Annotated in this window: 13 protein-coding genes; 4 read left to right on the top strand and 9 right to left on the bottom strand. The window is 72.4% G+C overall.

The features are described 5' to 3' along the window. Positions 1-115: 115 nt before the first annotated feature. The 6 genes from ACLQ3F_RS05455 to ACLQ3F_RS05430 all read right to left on the bottom strand — a co-directional run bounded on the left by ACLQ3F_RS05455 (position 116) and on the right by ACLQ3F_RS05430 (position 6,420). The gene (locus ACLQ3F_RS05455; protein ID WP_425847389.1) at positions 116-376 is read right to left on the bottom strand and encodes a hypothetical protein; all 261 of its coding nucleotides are present in this window, start codon (positions 374-376) and stop codon (positions 116-118) included. A gap of 67 nt (positions 377-443) precedes the next feature. Then, a complete protein-coding gene (locus ACLQ3F_RS05450) occupies positions 444-1,769 on the bottom strand; it encodes a PLP-dependent aminotransferase family protein (RefSeq protein ID WP_425846707.1) in 1,326 nt (441 codons plus the stop codon). 3 nt (positions 1,770-1,772) lie between these two features. Continuing rightward, on the bottom strand, positions 1,773-2,876 hold the full coding sequence (locus ACLQ3F_RS05445) for an alpha-hydroxy acid oxidase (RefSeq protein ID WP_425846705.1): 1,104 nt from the start codon (positions 2,874-2,876) through the stop codon (positions 1,773-1,775). Beyond that, a complete protein-coding gene (locus tag ACLQ3F_RS05440) occupies positions 2,869-3,852 on the bottom strand; it encodes an alpha/beta hydrolase (protein WP_425846702.1) in 984 nt (327 codons plus the stop codon). Before ACLQ3F_RS05440 ends, ACLQ3F_RS05445 begins: the two co-directional genes overlap by 8 nt. Before the next feature lie 7 nt (positions 3,853-3,859). Then, positions 3,860-5,071, bottom strand: coding sequence for a cytochrome P450 (locus ACLQ3F_RS05435; RefSeq protein WP_425846699.1), 1,212 nt, complete (start codon positions 5,069-5,071; stop codon positions 3,860-3,862). Positions 5,072-5,139: 68 nt separating this feature from the next. Continuing rightward, positions 5,140-6,420 carry an SGNH/GDSL hydrolase family protein gene (locus ACLQ3F_RS05430; protein ID WP_425847388.1) on the bottom strand — a complete coding sequence of 427 codons (1,281 nt, stop codon included), beginning with the start codon at positions 6,418-6,420 and terminating at the stop codon, positions 5,140-5,142. A 312-nt stretch (positions 6,421-6,732) separates the two neighbouring features. Between ACLQ3F_RS05430 and ACLQ3F_RS05425 the strand changes: the two genes are divergently transcribed. Then, positions 6,733-8,304 (top strand): AMP-binding protein, encoded by a 1,572-nt coding sequence (locus ACLQ3F_RS05425; RefSeq protein ID WP_425846696.1) that lies wholly within the window; start codon positions 6,733-6,735, stop codon positions 8,302-8,304. Continuing rightward, positions 8,301-9,524 carry an MFS transporter gene (locus ACLQ3F_RS05420; RefSeq protein ID WP_425846693.1) on the top strand — a complete coding sequence of 408 codons (1,224 nt, stop codon included), beginning with the start codon at positions 8,301-8,303 and terminating at the stop codon, positions 9,522-9,524. Before ACLQ3F_RS05425 ends, ACLQ3F_RS05420 begins: the two co-directional genes overlap by 4 nt. Positions 9,525-9,559: 35 nt before the next feature. Here the strand turns inward: ACLQ3F_RS05420 and ACLQ3F_RS05415 are convergent, their stop codons facing one another. Then, entirely contained in the window at positions 9,560-10,123 is a 564-nt protein-coding gene (locus ACLQ3F_RS05415) for a hypothetical protein (RefSeq protein ID WP_425846690.1), read from the bottom strand. A gap of 233 nt (positions 10,124-10,356) precedes the next feature. On the opposite strand from ACLQ3F_RS05415, the gene ACLQ3F_RS05410 reads away from it, so the two are divergent. Both ACLQ3F_RS05410 and ACLQ3F_RS05405 read left to right on the top strand, forming a co-directional pair. Beyond that, positions 10,357-11,295 carry a sialidase family protein gene (locus ACLQ3F_RS05410; RefSeq protein ID WP_425846688.1) on the top strand — a complete coding sequence of 313 codons (939 nt, stop codon included), beginning with the start codon at positions 10,357-10,359 and terminating at the stop codon, positions 11,293-11,295. A gap of 39 nt (positions 11,296-11,334) precedes the next feature. Then, on the top strand, positions 11,335-12,021 hold the full coding sequence (locus ACLQ3F_RS05405; protein ID WP_425846685.1) for an SGNH/GDSL hydrolase family protein: 687 nt from the start codon (positions 11,335-11,337) through the stop codon (positions 12,019-12,021). Between the two features lie 103 nt (positions 12,022-12,124). On the opposite strand, the gene ACLQ3F_RS05400 is transcribed toward ACLQ3F_RS05405, so the two are convergent. Together ACLQ3F_RS05400 and ACLQ3F_RS05395 are read right to left on the bottom strand one after the other, a co-directional pair. Continuing rightward, entirely contained in the window at positions 12,125-13,483 is a 1,359-nt protein-coding gene (locus tag ACLQ3F_RS05400; protein WP_425846682.1) for a hypothetical protein, read from the bottom strand. Then, on the bottom strand, positions 13,480-14,448 hold the full coding sequence (locus ACLQ3F_RS05395) for an alpha-ketoacid dehydrogenase subunit beta (RefSeq protein WP_425846679.1): 969 nt from the start codon (positions 14,446-14,448) through the stop codon (positions 13,480-13,482). Before ACLQ3F_RS05395 ends, ACLQ3F_RS05400 begins: the two co-directional genes overlap by 4 nt.

Genomic DNA, 14,448 nt, shown 5'->3' with positions numbered 1-14,448 from the left:
GTCGATCATGGAGTTGTGGTGCCCGAATGAGGGCGGGTAGCGACTTTCGCCCACCACCACAACTCCATGATCGACGCGGACGGGGGCGGACGGGGACGGGGGCGGGGGGCCGGAGTCAGCCCATGGGGCGCTTGAGGTGGTAGCGGTGGACTTCGGTGCTGCCTTGGACGTTGTTGACGTCCTCGGCGGCGGAGACCAGCTCCCACCCCTCGCGGCCGGCGCGGTTGAGGTGCGCGATGGCGGTGTCGCCGTAGGCGGTGATGTCCTTGCGGGACCCGTCCGGCGCGTACCAGACGAACGAGACGTGAAAATTGCGGCCCTGTCCCTGATAGCGACGGACGAGCAGGGCGTACTCCCAGGCAACCATGCGGCTTATTATGACCGTCCAACGAGGACGGCGGTACGCGGGTCGTCGCGCATTGCCATCCGATGAACGCGGTGTGTCAACCCGCCCGGCGAGTCAACTCGTCGGTGATCAGCGCCGCGAGGCGATCCAGCCCGACGTCGATCTGCTCCGGTGTGACAGCGCTCACCGACAACCGCAACGCGCACACCGGCGCGGAGTCGTCGTAGAAGTGCGCCATCGGCGTCCACAGCACCCCGTAGTCGCGCGCCGATCGGTCCAGCAACGCGTCGTCGACCGGGAACGGCACTGTCACCACCACGAAGAACCCGCCGGCCGGCACCGTCCACCGCACCCCGGGCTGGTCCGGGTGAGCCGGAAAGCGCCGGGTGAGGCCGGCCACCAGGTGGCGCAGATTCCTGGTGTACGCGGACCGCTCCCGGGTGTTGGCGGCGACCAGGCTGCATCCGTGCTCCAGCAGCCGGCCGCCGATCACGGCCTGCGCGATCGGTGACGTGTTCACGGTGACCATGCTCTTGATCATGGCGAGCTGGTCGGCGAGCGTGCCGACCCGCCCGCCCGGGCCGCCGACCCGCTGGTCGGCGACGACGTAGCCGACCCGTGCCCCGGGGAGCACGGTCTTGGCGAACGAGCCGAGGTAGACGACCCGCCGGCCGGTGTCCAACGCCTTCAGGGTGGGCGGGCGCGGCCCGTCGTCGCTGTGGAACAGTCCGTACGGGTTGTCCTCCAGCAGCAGCAGATCCTCCTGCGCCGCCAGGTCCAGCAACCGTTGCCGGTGTGCGGTGTCGATACTGACGCCGGAGGGGTTGGCGAAGTCCGGCATCAGGTAGCAGGCGCGCGGCCGCAGCCCCGCGGCCCGGGCCCGGCGTACCTGGGCGGCCAGGTCGTCCAGGTCGACCCCGGTCGGCCCACCGGCGACCGGCCACACCGGCAGGTCCACCAGCCGGGCCGCCCCGGTCAGGCCGACGTAGGTCGGGGCGACCGCGAGCAGCACATCCGCCGGGCCGGCCCGCAACGCCCGCAGCACCAGGAACATGGCCTCCTGGCAGCCGACGGTCACCACCACGTCCTCCGGGTCGACGGTGATCCCCTCGTCGACGGCGAGGTTGCGGGCGATCAGGTGGTGCACGATGCCCTTGGTCCGGCCGTACTGCAGCAGCAGCCGCCGGGCCTGCTCGGGTCGGTGCCCCAGGTCGTCGACGAGGTGCCGGTGGAAGGTGTCCAGGTGTCGGTGCACCGCCGCGACGTCGAAGAACTCCTCGTACGGCCGGCCGGCCGCGAGGGACACCGCCGTCGGGTGACGCTCGGACACCTCGTTGAGGAAGTTCATCGAGGTCAGCGCCGGATCGCCCAGCGCGGGGTGCAGGTCGGCGACGGTCAGGTCGACCGGTTCGGCAGCGCTCATCCCTCAGCCCACCCCGAGGGTGCGCAGTTGGCCGGCCGCCACCACGTCGGCGCAGCCGGCCAGGGTGAGCGCGTCGGTCAGCTCGGCGGCGAGCAGCCCCAACGCGTCCCGGGCGGCCGGTTCGCCACCGACGGCCAGCGCCCAGAGCAGCGGTCGGCCGACAAGCACCCCGGCCGCACCCAACGCCAGCGCCCGCAGCACGTCGGTGCCGCAACGGATGCCGCTGTCCAGCAGCACCTGGCAGCCGTCCCCGACCGCGTCGACGACCTCCGGCAGCATGGTGACGCTCGCCGGTGAGCCGTCCAGTTGCCGCCCGCCGTGGTTGGAGACGACCACCGCGTCCGCGCCGACCCGTACCGCCTCGGTCGCGTCGCGCGGGTCCAGCAGCCCCTTGACCACCAGCGGCAGGTCGACCTGCTCGCGCAGCCAGGCCAGGTCCGCCCAGCGCAGCGCCGGCGCGAACGACGCGGCGGTGTGCGCGGCGATCGCGGACACCCCGGGGGCGCCGGAGTGGGCCAACGCGTCTCGACCGTCGGGGAGGTTCGCGGCGACCACCTCGCTCGGCAGCCGGAACGCGTTGCGGAGGTCCCGGGGACGTCGGCCGAGCACCGGGACGTCCACTGTAACCACCAGCGCCCGGCAGCCGGCCGCGACGACCCGGTCCAGCAGGTCGCGGACGAGCGCCCGGTCGCGCAGCCAGTAGAGCTGGAACCAGACGTCCGCCCCCGCCCGGGTGACCTGTTCGATGGGGGTGCTGCCCAGCGTGCTGGCCAGGTAGGGGATTCCGGCCGCGCCGGCCGCCGCGGCCAGAGCGAGCTCTCCGTCCGGGTGCACGAGCCGCTGGTACGCCATCGGCGCCACCCCGACCGGCATGGCGTACCGACGGCCGAGCAGGTGGGCGCCGAGGTCGACGGTGTCCACGCCGCGCAGCACCCGGGGCAGCACCGCGACCCGGTCCAGCGCGCGACGGTTCGCGGCGAGGGTCACCTCCGACGCGCTGCCGCCGGCCAGGTAGTCCCACACATCCGGCGGCAGCACGGCCCGGGCGCGCTCGGCGTAGTCGGCGAGCGACACGGCCGGCCGGTCGGCCAACCCCCGCTCACCCATCGCCGGGCCCCGCCGCGGCCACGCCGGCCGCCTCGCCCGAGCCCGCCGAGGCCGGCAGTCCGAAGCGCTCGCGGAGGAAGACCGCCGCGCTTTCCTGCGCGCGCCGCCCGTCGGTGAAGGTGCCCGGCATGGCGAAGAACCCGTGGATCATGCCGGGGTAGTGCGCCAGCCGGGTGGGCACGCCGGCGTCGCGCAGCCGATCGGCGTACCGCTGCCCCTCGGCGCACAGGGGATCCAGTTCGGCGGTGATCACCAGCGCCGGCGGCAACCCGGACAGGTCCTCGGCGAGCAGCGGCGAGGCCAGCGGGTCCCTCGCGTGGGCCGGGTCGACCAGGTAGTTCCTCCGGTACCAGACGACCGAACGGCGGTTGAACAGCGCCGGGTCCTCGTCCCCGGCCGGTTCGCCGCTCTGGTCGGTGTTCGGGTAGACCAGCAGTTGCGCGGCGAGCGGCGGCCCGTCCGTACGGCTGAGCAGGGTGACCGCGGCGGCCAGGTTCCCACCGGCGCTGTCCCCACCGACCGCCAGTCGGGTGGGGTCGGCGCCCAGCTCGTCGGCGTGCCGGGCGATCCACGAGGTGGCGGCGTGGCAGTCGTGCACCGCCGCCGGGAAGGGGTGCTCCGGGGCGAGGCGGTAGCCGACGGTGATCACCTGACAGGGCACCGCGTTGGCCAGCCGTCGGCAGATGCCGTCGGCGGTGTCGATGCTGCCGAGCGTCCACCCGCCGCCGAAGAAGTACAGCAGGGTGGGCAGCGGACCCGACCCGGCCGGTCGGTACACCCGCAGTGGCAGCTCCCCGGCGGGGCCGGGGATCCGCTCGTCGCGTACCTCGGTCACCGGCTCGACCGCGCCGCTGCCGGCGCGGATCGCGGCCAGGTCCGCGGCGCGCGCCTCGGAGAGGGTCTGTGCGTACAGCGGTGGGGTGCCGGCCGCGGCGCGGGCCGCCCGGTACGCGGCCACCTCCGGGTGTGCTGCCATGTCGCTCCTATCCGCCGGTGCTGACCAGCAGCTTGTCGATGCCACGCAGGAACAGGCTGCCGCTGAACGTCGGTGTCTCGGTGACCGTCAGCGCGGGGAACCTGGCGAACAGCCGGGGCAGCGCGAGGCGACCCTCCAACCGCGACACCGCCGCGCCGAGGCAGAAGTGCAGACCCACCCCGAAGGCCAGCGACGGCGGGCCGGGACGGGTCGGGTCGAAGGTGTCCGGGGCCGGGAAACGGGCCGGATCGCGGTTGGCCGCCCCGATCATGATCAGCACGTTGTCGTTTGCGGCGACTGGCACGCCGTGCAGCACGGTGTCGGCCGGCGCGGCGCGGGCCAGGAAGTGCACAGGGCTCGCCAACCGCAGCACCTCGTCGACGCAGCCCTGCGCCAGCGTGGCGTCGGTGGGCAGCGCCGCGACCGTCCGCGGGTGGGCCAGGAGTAGCGGCAGCCCGTTGCTGAACATGTAGACGGTGGTGACGAAGCTGGCGTTGAACAGCACGATCAGGTTGCTGACCAACTCGTCCTCGGTCAGCTCCACCTCCCCGGAGTCGAGCGCCTCGACCAACGCGCTGAGCAGGTCGTCCCCGGGCAGCCGGCGGCGGTGCCCGATCAACTCCCGGTAGAAGGCCCGCAACTCCTCAGCGGCGGTGTTGGCCGCAGCCAGCCGCTGCGGGGTCTTCCCCGCCACGTCCAGGAATTCGTCGATCCACTCCACCCGCTCGCGGTACCACGGCAGATCGGCGGCCGGGATGCCGACGAACTCGGCCATCACCAGGGCCGGAATCGGGTACGCGAAGTCGGCCACGAAGTCGACCACGCCATCCCCGGCGTCCGCCATCCGGTCCAGCAGCTCGTCGACCACGCGCAGGATCACCGGTTCCAGCGCGCCGAGCCGGCGTGGCGTGAAGGTGCGGGAGAAGACGTGCCGCATCCGGGTGTGATCGGGCGGGTTGACGAACATCATCGAGGTCTGAAAGGTCCGCAGGATCTCCTGCTCCTCCCAGCCCGGCGGCGGCTGTTTCGTCCATTCCGGATCGCGCAGCAACCCGTCGACGAGGTCGTAGCCGACAGCGACCGCGGCCACCGTACGGTGCTCGGCGCGCGCCGGCACCGCGCTGATCGGGCCGAGCCGGTGCAGTTCCGCGTACCACGGGTACGGGTCCTGTCTGCCCTGCTCGCTGTACAGGCCGGTGAGTAACTCCCCTACCTCCATGATCGAACTCCTCCCCAGGATGTCGGTGACCGGGGGCGGCGGGGATCACCCGCCACCCCCGGTCCGGATCACAGGTCGAGCAGCCGCAGCGGCACGGCGTCTGCCAATGCCTGGTTGCCTGCGTCGTTCGGGTGGATGTGGTCCCCCGAGTCGTACGCGGGCAGCAACTGGCTGGGCCGGGCCGGGTCGCGCAGCACCCGGTCGAAGTCGAGCAGCCCGTCGAACTCCCTGCTGCCGCGCAGGTACGCGTTCACCGCCTGGCGGGTGGCCTCCTTCTGCGGCGTCCACACACCCGGCGCGCCGTGCCCCTCGTACGGGGTCAGCGTGGCCACCAAACTGGTCAGCCCGCGCTGCTGGAGCTGCTGGTTGATCTGCCGCAGCGTGCCTATGATCGCCTCGGGTGAGTCGTTCGACATCCAGATGTCGTTGATGCCCAGGTGGGTGACGACGGTACGCACACCGGTCTGCGGGAACACGTCCTCGTTGAGCCGGGCCGCCGCGTTCGGGCCGAGCTGGTAGTAGCCCGGGTAGTTGCCGTCGCCCGGCTCGGTGCCCTCGTGGTTGAGCCGGCTGCCGGCCAGGCTCAGGTTGAGCACGCCCGGGGTGCGCTTGTCCGGCCGGTCGGCGAGCAACCGGTCGGAAAGCAGGTCGGGCCAGCGCCGGTTGGCGTTGACGGTGCTGCCGTTGCCGTCACCGATGGAGTCACTGAGCACGACCAGCGCGCCAGGGCTGCCCTTGCGTTGCACGTCGACGCCGGAGAGGAAGAACCAGCAGCAGGTGGGACGGGTGGTGAAGCCGGTGCCCTCGGCCGCCCCGGTCAGATCCCCGGCGCCGATGAAGTTGGCCTGCTGGGACTGCCCGTGGAACGTGGTCGGGCCGGTCGGCGTCGGGAAGTGCACTGTGACCACCAGGTCGCTGTCGTCAGCGACCGGGAAGGCCAGCGGGTCGCTGAGCAGTTCGGCGCCCCGGTTCATTGTCGCCGTGGTCGCACCGGTGAAACTCAACGGACGTACCGAGGCCGCGTCGATGTCGGAGAGGTCGTCCGGTGTCGCGGTGTTCGGCCGGGCGACGGTGGCGCGACCGACGGTGACCGCCTGCTCGCCGTAGAGGTTGCTCAGGCGGACCCGCAGCGCCGGGCCGCCCACGGAGACGTGCACGATCATCCGGACGCTCTGGTTGTTGAGGCCGGTGTTCGTCAGCCCGACCGAGTTGCCCCGGGTGACCGCGGTGGCCCAACTGCCCGCCCACTCGGCGCGGGAGTCGGGTCGGCCGGCGGCGGTGCCGGACGGACCGGCGCTGGCGACGACGGCGGGTGCGCCGGCGACCAACAGCGCGGCCGCAGCGGCGATGACATGCCATCTCTTCGGGGTTGCCGTTGCCATGGAACCTCCATCGTGTGGCAGCCCAGGGCCGTCCGCTGACGGCGCCCGCCTGGACGATGGTCCAGAAACCTAGCCGCCGCCGCTGACGGGCGTCAATCAACCTGATCGACGCGATCAAATGTCCGGCGGGCCGTTCGGATCGCCCGTCGGCACGGTCCCGACCAGCCGGTTCGCGCCTAGGCTTCCAGGCGGCGGCGGTGCGGTCGCCAACCGCGCCACCGTCGCGTCGTCACCGGAACTGCCCGGGGACCGCCGCTTTTCTCAAATGGGGGCTGCCGGATGACTGACGGACCCGGGCACACCACTACCTATGTGGACAGGGTGTTGGACCTCTTCGCCGAGTTCGGCGACCGGGAGGCGCTTGTCGGCGCCGGTCGCCGACTCACCTACACCGAGGCCGCCGCACTGGTCCGGGCGATGGCCGCGACGGTGACCCGGCACGGCGTACGGCCCGGGTCGGCGGTGCTGGTGACAGTCGCGAACGCGGTGGAGGGTCCGCTGCTACAGCTCGCCCTGCATCTGCTCGGCTGCCGGACGATGTGGGTCGCCCCGGTGACCGCGCGCCGGGAGGTCGACGAGTTCATCCGGTTGGCCCGCCCGGACGCCCTGGTTTACGACGCCCGGGATCGGGCCAGTCTGGGCCCGGAGCTGGCCGCCGCGCTGCCCGGCACACCGGTGTGCTGTCTGGGCTCGGGCGGCACCGGGCCCGATCTCACGGCCGACGCCGACGCCGACGCCGACGTGACGGGCCTGCCGGCGTCGGTGCCGGCGCCCGAGTCGTTCCTGCAGACCAGCGGCACCACCGGCAGCCCGAAGCTGGTGCACCACCGGGAGAGTTTCTACGCCCAGATCCTCGCCCTGGCCGCCGACTTCCGCGCCGCCGGGTTCCCGTTGCTGCGGCACCTGTCGCACTCGCCGATGTGGCTGGCCAGCGGGCAGATCACCACGCTGTTCAACCTGTTCACCGGCGGGGTGCTGTTCCTGCGCGACGACTGGGACCCGGTGGCCTTCGTGGACACCGTGCAACGGGAGCGGATCAACTCGACCTTCGTCACGCCGCCGATGCTCTACGAGGTGCTGGACCACCCGGCGCTGGTCGGCGCGGACTTCTCCGCCATGTTCATGTTCAACGTGGGCGCCGGGCCCGCCGCGCCCGCCCGGCTGCGCCAAGCCATCGCCCGGTTCGGCCCGGTGCTGCGCATCGTGTACGGCCTCAGCGAGGCGGTCGTGATCACCGCGCTGCCCGGGCTGACCGACGATCCGGAGCACCCGGAACGGTTGCGCTCATGCGGAAGGCCCTACGGCGACGTCCACATTGAGATCCGCGATGACGACGGCGCGGTGCTGCCGACGGGCCGCGACGGCGAGGTGTGGGTACGGACCCGACTGAGCTTCGCCGGCTACCACGGTCAGCCGGAGCTGACCGCGCAGACGCTCGTCGACGGGTGGGTGCGGACCCGCGACATCGGCCACCTCGACGACGACGGCTACCTCTACCTCGTCGACCGGGCACACGACATGATCGTCACGCATCGCCGGAACTGGGCGATCTTCTGCCGTCCCATCGAGGACGTGCTGGTCGGGCACCCCCAGGTACGGGCCGCCGCCGTCATCGGCGTACCGGACGAGACGGTCGGCGAGGTGCCGCACGCGTACGTGGTGCTCGGGCCGGGCGCGACGGTCACCGGGGCGGAGCTGATCGACCTGGTGACCGTCGAACTCAACGAGATGTGGGCGCCGGCCACTGTGGAGGTCATCGACCGGCTGCCGGTCAACCGGTCGATGAAGGTGGACAAGCGGGCGCTGCGCGCGCGGTACGCGGCCCGTCGGGCGGCGGCGGTCGGGGCGTGACCCCCCGCCGGCAACTGGTCGTCCTGGTCAGCGCGGACCTGATCTCCAACCTGGGCACCCGCATCTCGGTGGTGACCATTCCGTGGCTGGTGCTGGTCACCACCGGCAGCCCCACCAAGATGGGACTGGTCGCGTTCGCCGAGACCCTGCCGTACCTGCTGTCCAGCGCGTTGGGCACACCCTGGGCGGACCGGATCGGCCTGCGCCGTACCTCGATCCTCTGCGACGCGGGCAGCGCGGTGGTGATGGTCGTCGTGGCGCTGACCCCGTGGTTGGGCTTCGTCCCGCTGGTGGCGCTCGTCGCGGTGGCCGGCGCGCTGCGGGGCATCGGGGACCGGGTGAAGCACGTGATGTTCCGACCGGTCGCGGAGGCCGCCGGAGTGCCGCTGATCCGCCTGACCTCCGCGTACGACGGGCTCAGCCGGGTGGTGACACTGTTCGGCGCCGCGGTGGGCGGCCTGCTGATCGCCGTCTTCGGGGTGACCGAGGCGATCCTCATCGATGCGGCCAGCTTCGGGGTCTGCGCGCTGCTCATCGGCGTCCTGGTCCGTCCGCCGGCCGCCCCGACGCAACCCACCCAGCCGGAGAGTTACCTGCGCGCCCTGCGGGGTGGCTTCAGTTACCTGGGCCGGGACCGGCCGCTGCTCGGCATGCTCGCCGTCATCTCGGCGCTGAACATGGTGGCCAACGCCAGCGTGGCCGTCTACATCCCGGTCTGGGTCGCCCGGGAGCTTCCCGGCCCGAGCGGCCTCGGTCTGGTGTTGGCGGCGTTCTCGGCGGGCGCGCTGCTGGGGAACCTGGTGTTCACCGCGCTCGGGCCCCGGCTGCCCCGGCGGCTGACGTTCCTGGTCGGCGCGCTGGTCGCCGGCACGCCCCGGTTGGTGGCGCTGGCGATCAGCGACGAGCTGCCGGTGGTGCTCGTGGTGACGTTCCTGTCCGGAATCGGCATCGCGGCGGTCAACCCGCTGCTCGGGGTGGCGCTCTACGAGCGGGTGCCGCCGGAGCTGCAGACCCGGGTGATCGGCATCGCCGGTTCGTTGGCGTTCGTCGGTCTGCCGGTCGGCGCGCTGCTCGGCGGCTGGTCGGTGGACGCGCTGGGATTCACCCCGGCCCTGCTGACCATGGCGGCGGCGTGCCTGGTGGTCACCGCGTACCCGCTGCTGAGCAGGGCCTCCGGCCCGGAGACACCGGTGCGGCCCACTCCCGCCACCACCCGGTGAACTCCTCACCGAACACCACGCGCGCCGCTGAACCGTCACCGGTCGGCCGGGGCCCGGGTGGCGTGCTCGGTACGGCAACGCGGGCAGCGCAGCCGCGTCCCGGCTGCCGCCCGGGGCACCCGGAGCCGCTGACCGCAGCCGCAGGTCAACACCGGCACCGACGCGCGGAGGTATTCGTCCCGGTCCCGGTGCGGCCACCGGCCGTGACAGCGGGCGCACCACTTCGGCGGGTAGCTGTGGTAGTGGGCGAGACCGAACGCGCCCGCGATCATCAGCGCGACGGGGACCAGCAGACCGAGCGGCGCGAGCAGCGCGGTCGGCACTCCGCCGAGGCCGTCGGAGACCAACTCGGCGACCACAGCGAGCACGACCACCGGCACACCGAGCACTGTGAACCCGAAACCCCAGGCGAAGGTCAGCAGGGACGGCAGGAACATCCACATGCCGCCCGGCGCCCAGCGGCGGACCCCGTACCCGCCGCAGCGTGGGCAGTTCGGCGAGGCGCGGTGCGGCACCGACCGCAGCGCCTTCGGCGCCAACCACTGCACCAGGAGCTTGAGGATCTCCTCGACCAGTTTCGTCGCGAGAGCCTGAAGCATTGAACCGAGCATCCGGTCACCTCCCTCGCCGATTGATTCCACGGTCGACCCACCGCCCATGGTGGGCGGTGGGTGCCAACATCCCGGCCCAGCGCGCCGATTTAGTCGCGCCAACGACGCCGATCCGACAGCGCCCGCGCGTTGTTCGTCGGACGTTCGGTTGCTGGTCGCGTGGGCGTCGGCGACGGCTGACTAGCGTCTACGGTCGTCACCGCACCTGGAGGCCGCCGCGTATGACGTCGTCACCCACCCGCCGCCGCACCGCGGAGGTCGTCGCCGTGCTCCGGATCGGCGACAGCGCGCCGCACAGCGCGTTCACCGACCTCGTCCGGTACGCCGGAAGCTGGTTCTGCGCCTTCCGGGAGGCCCGCACCCACCTCAGCGACGACGGCGTGATCCGGGTACTGACGTCGAGCGACGGCCGGTCCTGGACCTCCACGACGGTCATCGCGCAGCCCGGTGCCGACCTGCGTGACCCCCGCTTCGTGGCGCGCCCCGACGGGCGGCTGCAACTGCTCGCGGCGGCCGCCACCGGCGCGGCCAGCAAGACGTTCCAGACGGTGACCTGGCTCAGCATTGACGGTCACACCTGGGGTGATCCGACCCCGGTGGGCGAGCCGGGCGTCTGGGTGTGGCGGGCGGCCTGGCACGACGACGCGATGTACGGCGTCGGCTACGCCACCCGGGAGCCGAGGTTCGCCCGGCTCTACCGCAGCACGGACGGGCTGGACCTGCGGCAGTGGGTGCCGACGCTGTTCGCTGACGGGTACCCCAACGAGTCCGGCCTGGTCTTCGCGCCGGACGGTACCGCAGTGTGCCTGCTGCGGCGGGACGCGGCCACCGCGAGCGCGCAGCTCGGCCGTGCCGTGCCGCCGTACCGGGACTGGACCTGGACGGATCTGGGTGTCCAGGTGGGCGGGCCGGCGCTGCTCCGACTGCCCGACGGGCTGCTGCTGGCCGGGGTGCGCCTGCACGACGGCGAGGTCCGCACCGCGATCTGCGTCGTCGATGCGGACCGGGGCGAGCTGACCGAACTGGTCGCGCTGCCGTCCGGTGGCGACACCAGCTACCCCGGGCTGGTCTGGCACGACGACCTGCTGTGGGTGAGCTACTACTCGTCACACGAGGGGAAGACCTGTGTCTACCTGGCCGAGGTCAGCCTGACCGGCTGAGCCTGGCCCGGCAGCCCGGCGGTCGGCTAGCGTGCCGGCATGCCATCGACGCTCACCGAATCGACGGACCCGTACTGTCTGCGCCCCGGGGAGGCGACCGAGTTGCTGAGCGGGCACCGGTGGCGGCGGTTCGTGGCGCTCGGCGACAGCGTCGTGGAGGGCATGTGTGAGCCGACACCGGGCTACCCGGACATGCAGTGGGTCGACCGGGTCGCCGCCGAGCTGACCGCCGTGCGCCCCGAACTGGCGTACCGGAATCTGGGTCGACGCGGGCTGCGCGCGCACCAGGTGCGGGCCACCCAGCTCGGCCCGGCGCTGGCCTTCGCACCGGACCTGGCGCTTGTCGTCTGCGGCGGCAACGACGCCTTTCACCCGGCGTACGACGCGGAGGCGGTGGACGCCGAGCTGACCGCGATGATCGTCGCGCTGCGCGAGGTGGGCGCCGACGTGATCACAGTGGGCATGTTCGACGTCTCACACAGCCCGGCGGTGCCCGCGCACCTCCGGCCCGGCCTGGGCGACAGGATGCGCCGCCTGTCGGCCCACACGGCGAACCTGGCCGAGCGGCTGAACACGATCCACGTGCACCTGACCGACCATCCCCTGACGGCCGATCCCAGCCTCTACAGCACCGACGGCCGCCACGGCAGCGCCCGCAGCGACGCCATAGCCACGGCCCAGACCCTGCGCGTCCTCTCCCCCCACCGCACCCCCCGCATTCCCTGACCCCACCCCTACCCACCTGTTGATCATGAAGTTATTGCCACGACACGCCGCAGCGCGGGGCAATAACTTCATGATCACCGCGGGTGGGGGTGGGGCCGGGTCTTCAGTCGCTCAGGAGGATTCCGGTCAGGAGGACGCCGTGGGCCAGGTTGAGGATGCCGTCGCAGCCGGGGTAGCCGACCCGGGCCAGGCCGCCGGAGGCGTGCCGGCCGAACAGGTACGGGGCCAGGGAGTACGGGACGTCGGCGGTGACCGTCTCACCCGTCTCGATCTGGACGAAGTCCATCGACACCCGGTCGGTCGGCAGGTACTCCTGAAGGATGGCGCCGCCCTGCTCGACGGCGGCCCGCACACCGTCGGCCCAGTCCGCGGCGCTCAGCTCCGGGCCGAGCAGGACACCGTGCCCGGCCGAACCGTCGGCCGGCTTCGCCACCAGCGTGGCCTGCTCGGCGATGGCCCGGTCGAGCACCGCGGCGGTCAACGGCACCGTGTACGGCACGTGCCGGCGGATCAGTGCCTGGTCGTCGGCGGGCAGCCCGTCCACGTCCTCCCACAGCCAACCGAACGTGGTCTTGTTACCGAGCAGCCAGGCTGCCGCTGACACGAACATCGGTAGGGTGCCGGCGGCGAGGGCCACGGCCACCGCGTCCAGACCGGCGGTCGGAGTGACCCGGTTGGGCACGAACAGCCGGAACAGCGCGTCGACAGGTGCGCCGTCGACGACCAGGCGGCTGTCGGCGTCCAGTCTGGCGGTGGCGACCGGGGCGATGACCAGGTCGATGCCGAAGTCCCGGGCCCGTACGGCGAGGGGGTCGAGGATCCGGATGAACGTCTGCGGGTCGTCGAGGCCCGGGTAGTCGCCGTCGAAGTCCATCAACAGCGCCACCCGGGCGCCCTCGGGCAGCCGCAGCTCCTCGCGGATCGCCACGAACCGCTGGTCCAGCAGCGACGGCGCGGCCCGCACCGGCAGGTCGTCGAGGATGCCGTGCTCCCGGTAGAGACCCTCGTACCGTTGGATGACGGTGTCGGCGTCGAACCCGCCACCGAGGCTGCTGTCGATGTTGTACTCGACGAACTTCGGCACGCCGGCGGAGAAGATGACGTCCGGGCGGTACGCGGCCAGCAGCGCCTCGGTCAGCGGCTCGGCCTCGTCCAGCAGCCGGGTCTCCCCCGCCGGCACGCCGAGCAGCCGGCGCAGCTCACCGGCGGTGTCGGCCCGCCGGCGGCAGGCGTCGAGGATGAGCTGGGCCAGCCGATCGCAGACCTCGTTGAGCTGCCGCCAGGCGTCGGCGGTGAGCACCGGGGGCCGGGCCAACCGCCACTGCTTGTTGTACGTCGCCCGACCGTGGAAGACCTGCTCCCAGGCCGCCGCCCCGCTTGCCACCATGGCTCGACGGGCCGGCTCCGGCAGGTCGTTCCAGGCCCGGTCGGCCGCCGGCCACGGGTAGTGCGGATCAGTCATGAGCCGTCCTTCATCGTGAGGTGGATCGCGGTGGCGAGCTGGTCGCGGCCGGGCTGGACGGCCCGGTCCAGTGCCGGGGCGAACGGCAGCACCGCCCCGTCCGGGCGGGTGACCCGGCGCGGCGGGGCGAGCAGCCGGACCCGCTCCACCACCGAGGTGATGATCTCGGCGGCCATGCCGCAGGAACGGTTGCCGTCGTCGAGCACCACGAGGCGTCCGGTGCGGGCCACCGACTCGGTGAGACCGTCGATGTCGAACGGGTACAGGGTGCGCGGGTCGAACACCTCCACCGAGACCTGGTCGGCCAGCTCCTCGGCGACGGCCAGCGCGTCGTGCACCAGGTGCCCGATCGCGACCACTGTCACGTCGTCGCCGAAACGGTGGATCCGACCCCGGCCCAGCGGCACCGGCGTCAGGTCGTCGACGTCGTCACGCACGTCCATCGCGCCGGCCGGGGCGAACACCACCACCGGGTCGTCGTGGCGGATCGCGGTGACCAGCAGCCCGTACGCGTCGGCCGGAGTGGCGGGTACGACGGTGACCACGCCGACGTGGGCGAAGAGGCTGTACGGGTGGTCGGAGTGCTGCCCGGCCCACCCGGTACGCGAGCCGGACCCGGGCACCAGGTAGGTGACGGGAACGCGGCACTGCCCGCCGGTCATCAACGGGAACTTGTGCGCGTGGTTGACGATCTGTTCGAAGACCAGGAACAGCAGCGACGGGATCTGGAACTCGATCACCGGGCGCAGCCCGGCCAGCGCCGCACCGGTGGCGAAGCTGGTGAACGCCTGCTCCGACAGGGGGGTGTCGCGGACCCGGTCGCTGCCGAACCGCTTGGCCAGCCCGGTGGTCACCAGCGACGCCCCGACCTGGACGTCCTCGCCGAGCAGGAACACCGCCTCGTCGCGGGCCAACTCGTCGCCGAGGGCCCTCGTCAGCGCCCGGCGGTACGACAGTCGGGGCAC

The sequence above is a fragment of the Micromonospora sp. DT15 genome, assembly GCF_049841475.1.
Lineage (GTDB): Bacteria > Actinomycetota > Actinomycetes > Mycobacteriales > Micromonosporaceae > Micromonospora.
This window is presented reverse-complemented; position numbering and strand designations above follow the sequence as displayed.

Excerpts from the sequence above, each read along its gene's own strand:
- ACLQ3F_RS05450 (WP_425846707.1), bottom strand. The coding sequence starts at position 1,769 with ATGAGCGCTGCCGAACCGGTCGACCTGACCGTCGCCGACCTGCACCCC.
- ACLQ3F_RS05435 (WP_425846699.1), bottom strand. The coding sequence starts at position 5,071 with ATGGAGGTAGGGGAGTTACTCACCGGCCTGTACAGCGAGCAGGGCAGA.
- ACLQ3F_RS05440 (WP_425846702.1), bottom strand. The coding sequence starts at position 3,852 with ATGGCAGCACACCCGGAGGTGGCCGCGTACCGGGCGGCCCGCGCCGCG.
- ACLQ3F_RS05415 (WP_425846690.1), bottom strand. The coding sequence starts at position 10,123 with ATGCTTCAGGCTCTCGCGACGAAACTGGTCGAGGAGATCCTCAAGCTC.
- ACLQ3F_RS05445 (WP_425846705.1), bottom strand. The coding sequence starts at position 2,876 with ATGGGTGAGCGGGGGTTGGCCGACCGGCCGGCCGTGTCGCTCGCCGAC.
- ACLQ3F_RS05425 (WP_425846696.1), top strand. The coding sequence starts at position 6,733 with ATGACTGACGGACCCGGGCACACCACTACCTATGTGGACAGGGTGTTG.
- ACLQ3F_RS05400 (WP_425846682.1), bottom strand. The coding sequence starts at position 13,483 with ATGACTGATCCGCACTACCCGTGGCCGGCGGCCGACCGGGCCTGGAAC.
- ACLQ3F_RS05410 (WP_425846688.1), top strand. The coding sequence starts at position 10,357 with ATGACGTCGTCACCCACCCGCCGCCGCACCGCGGAGGTCGTCGCCGTG.
- ACLQ3F_RS05405 (WP_425846685.1), top strand. The coding sequence starts at position 11,335 with ATGCCATCGACGCTCACCGAATCGACGGACCCGTACTGTCTGCGCCCC.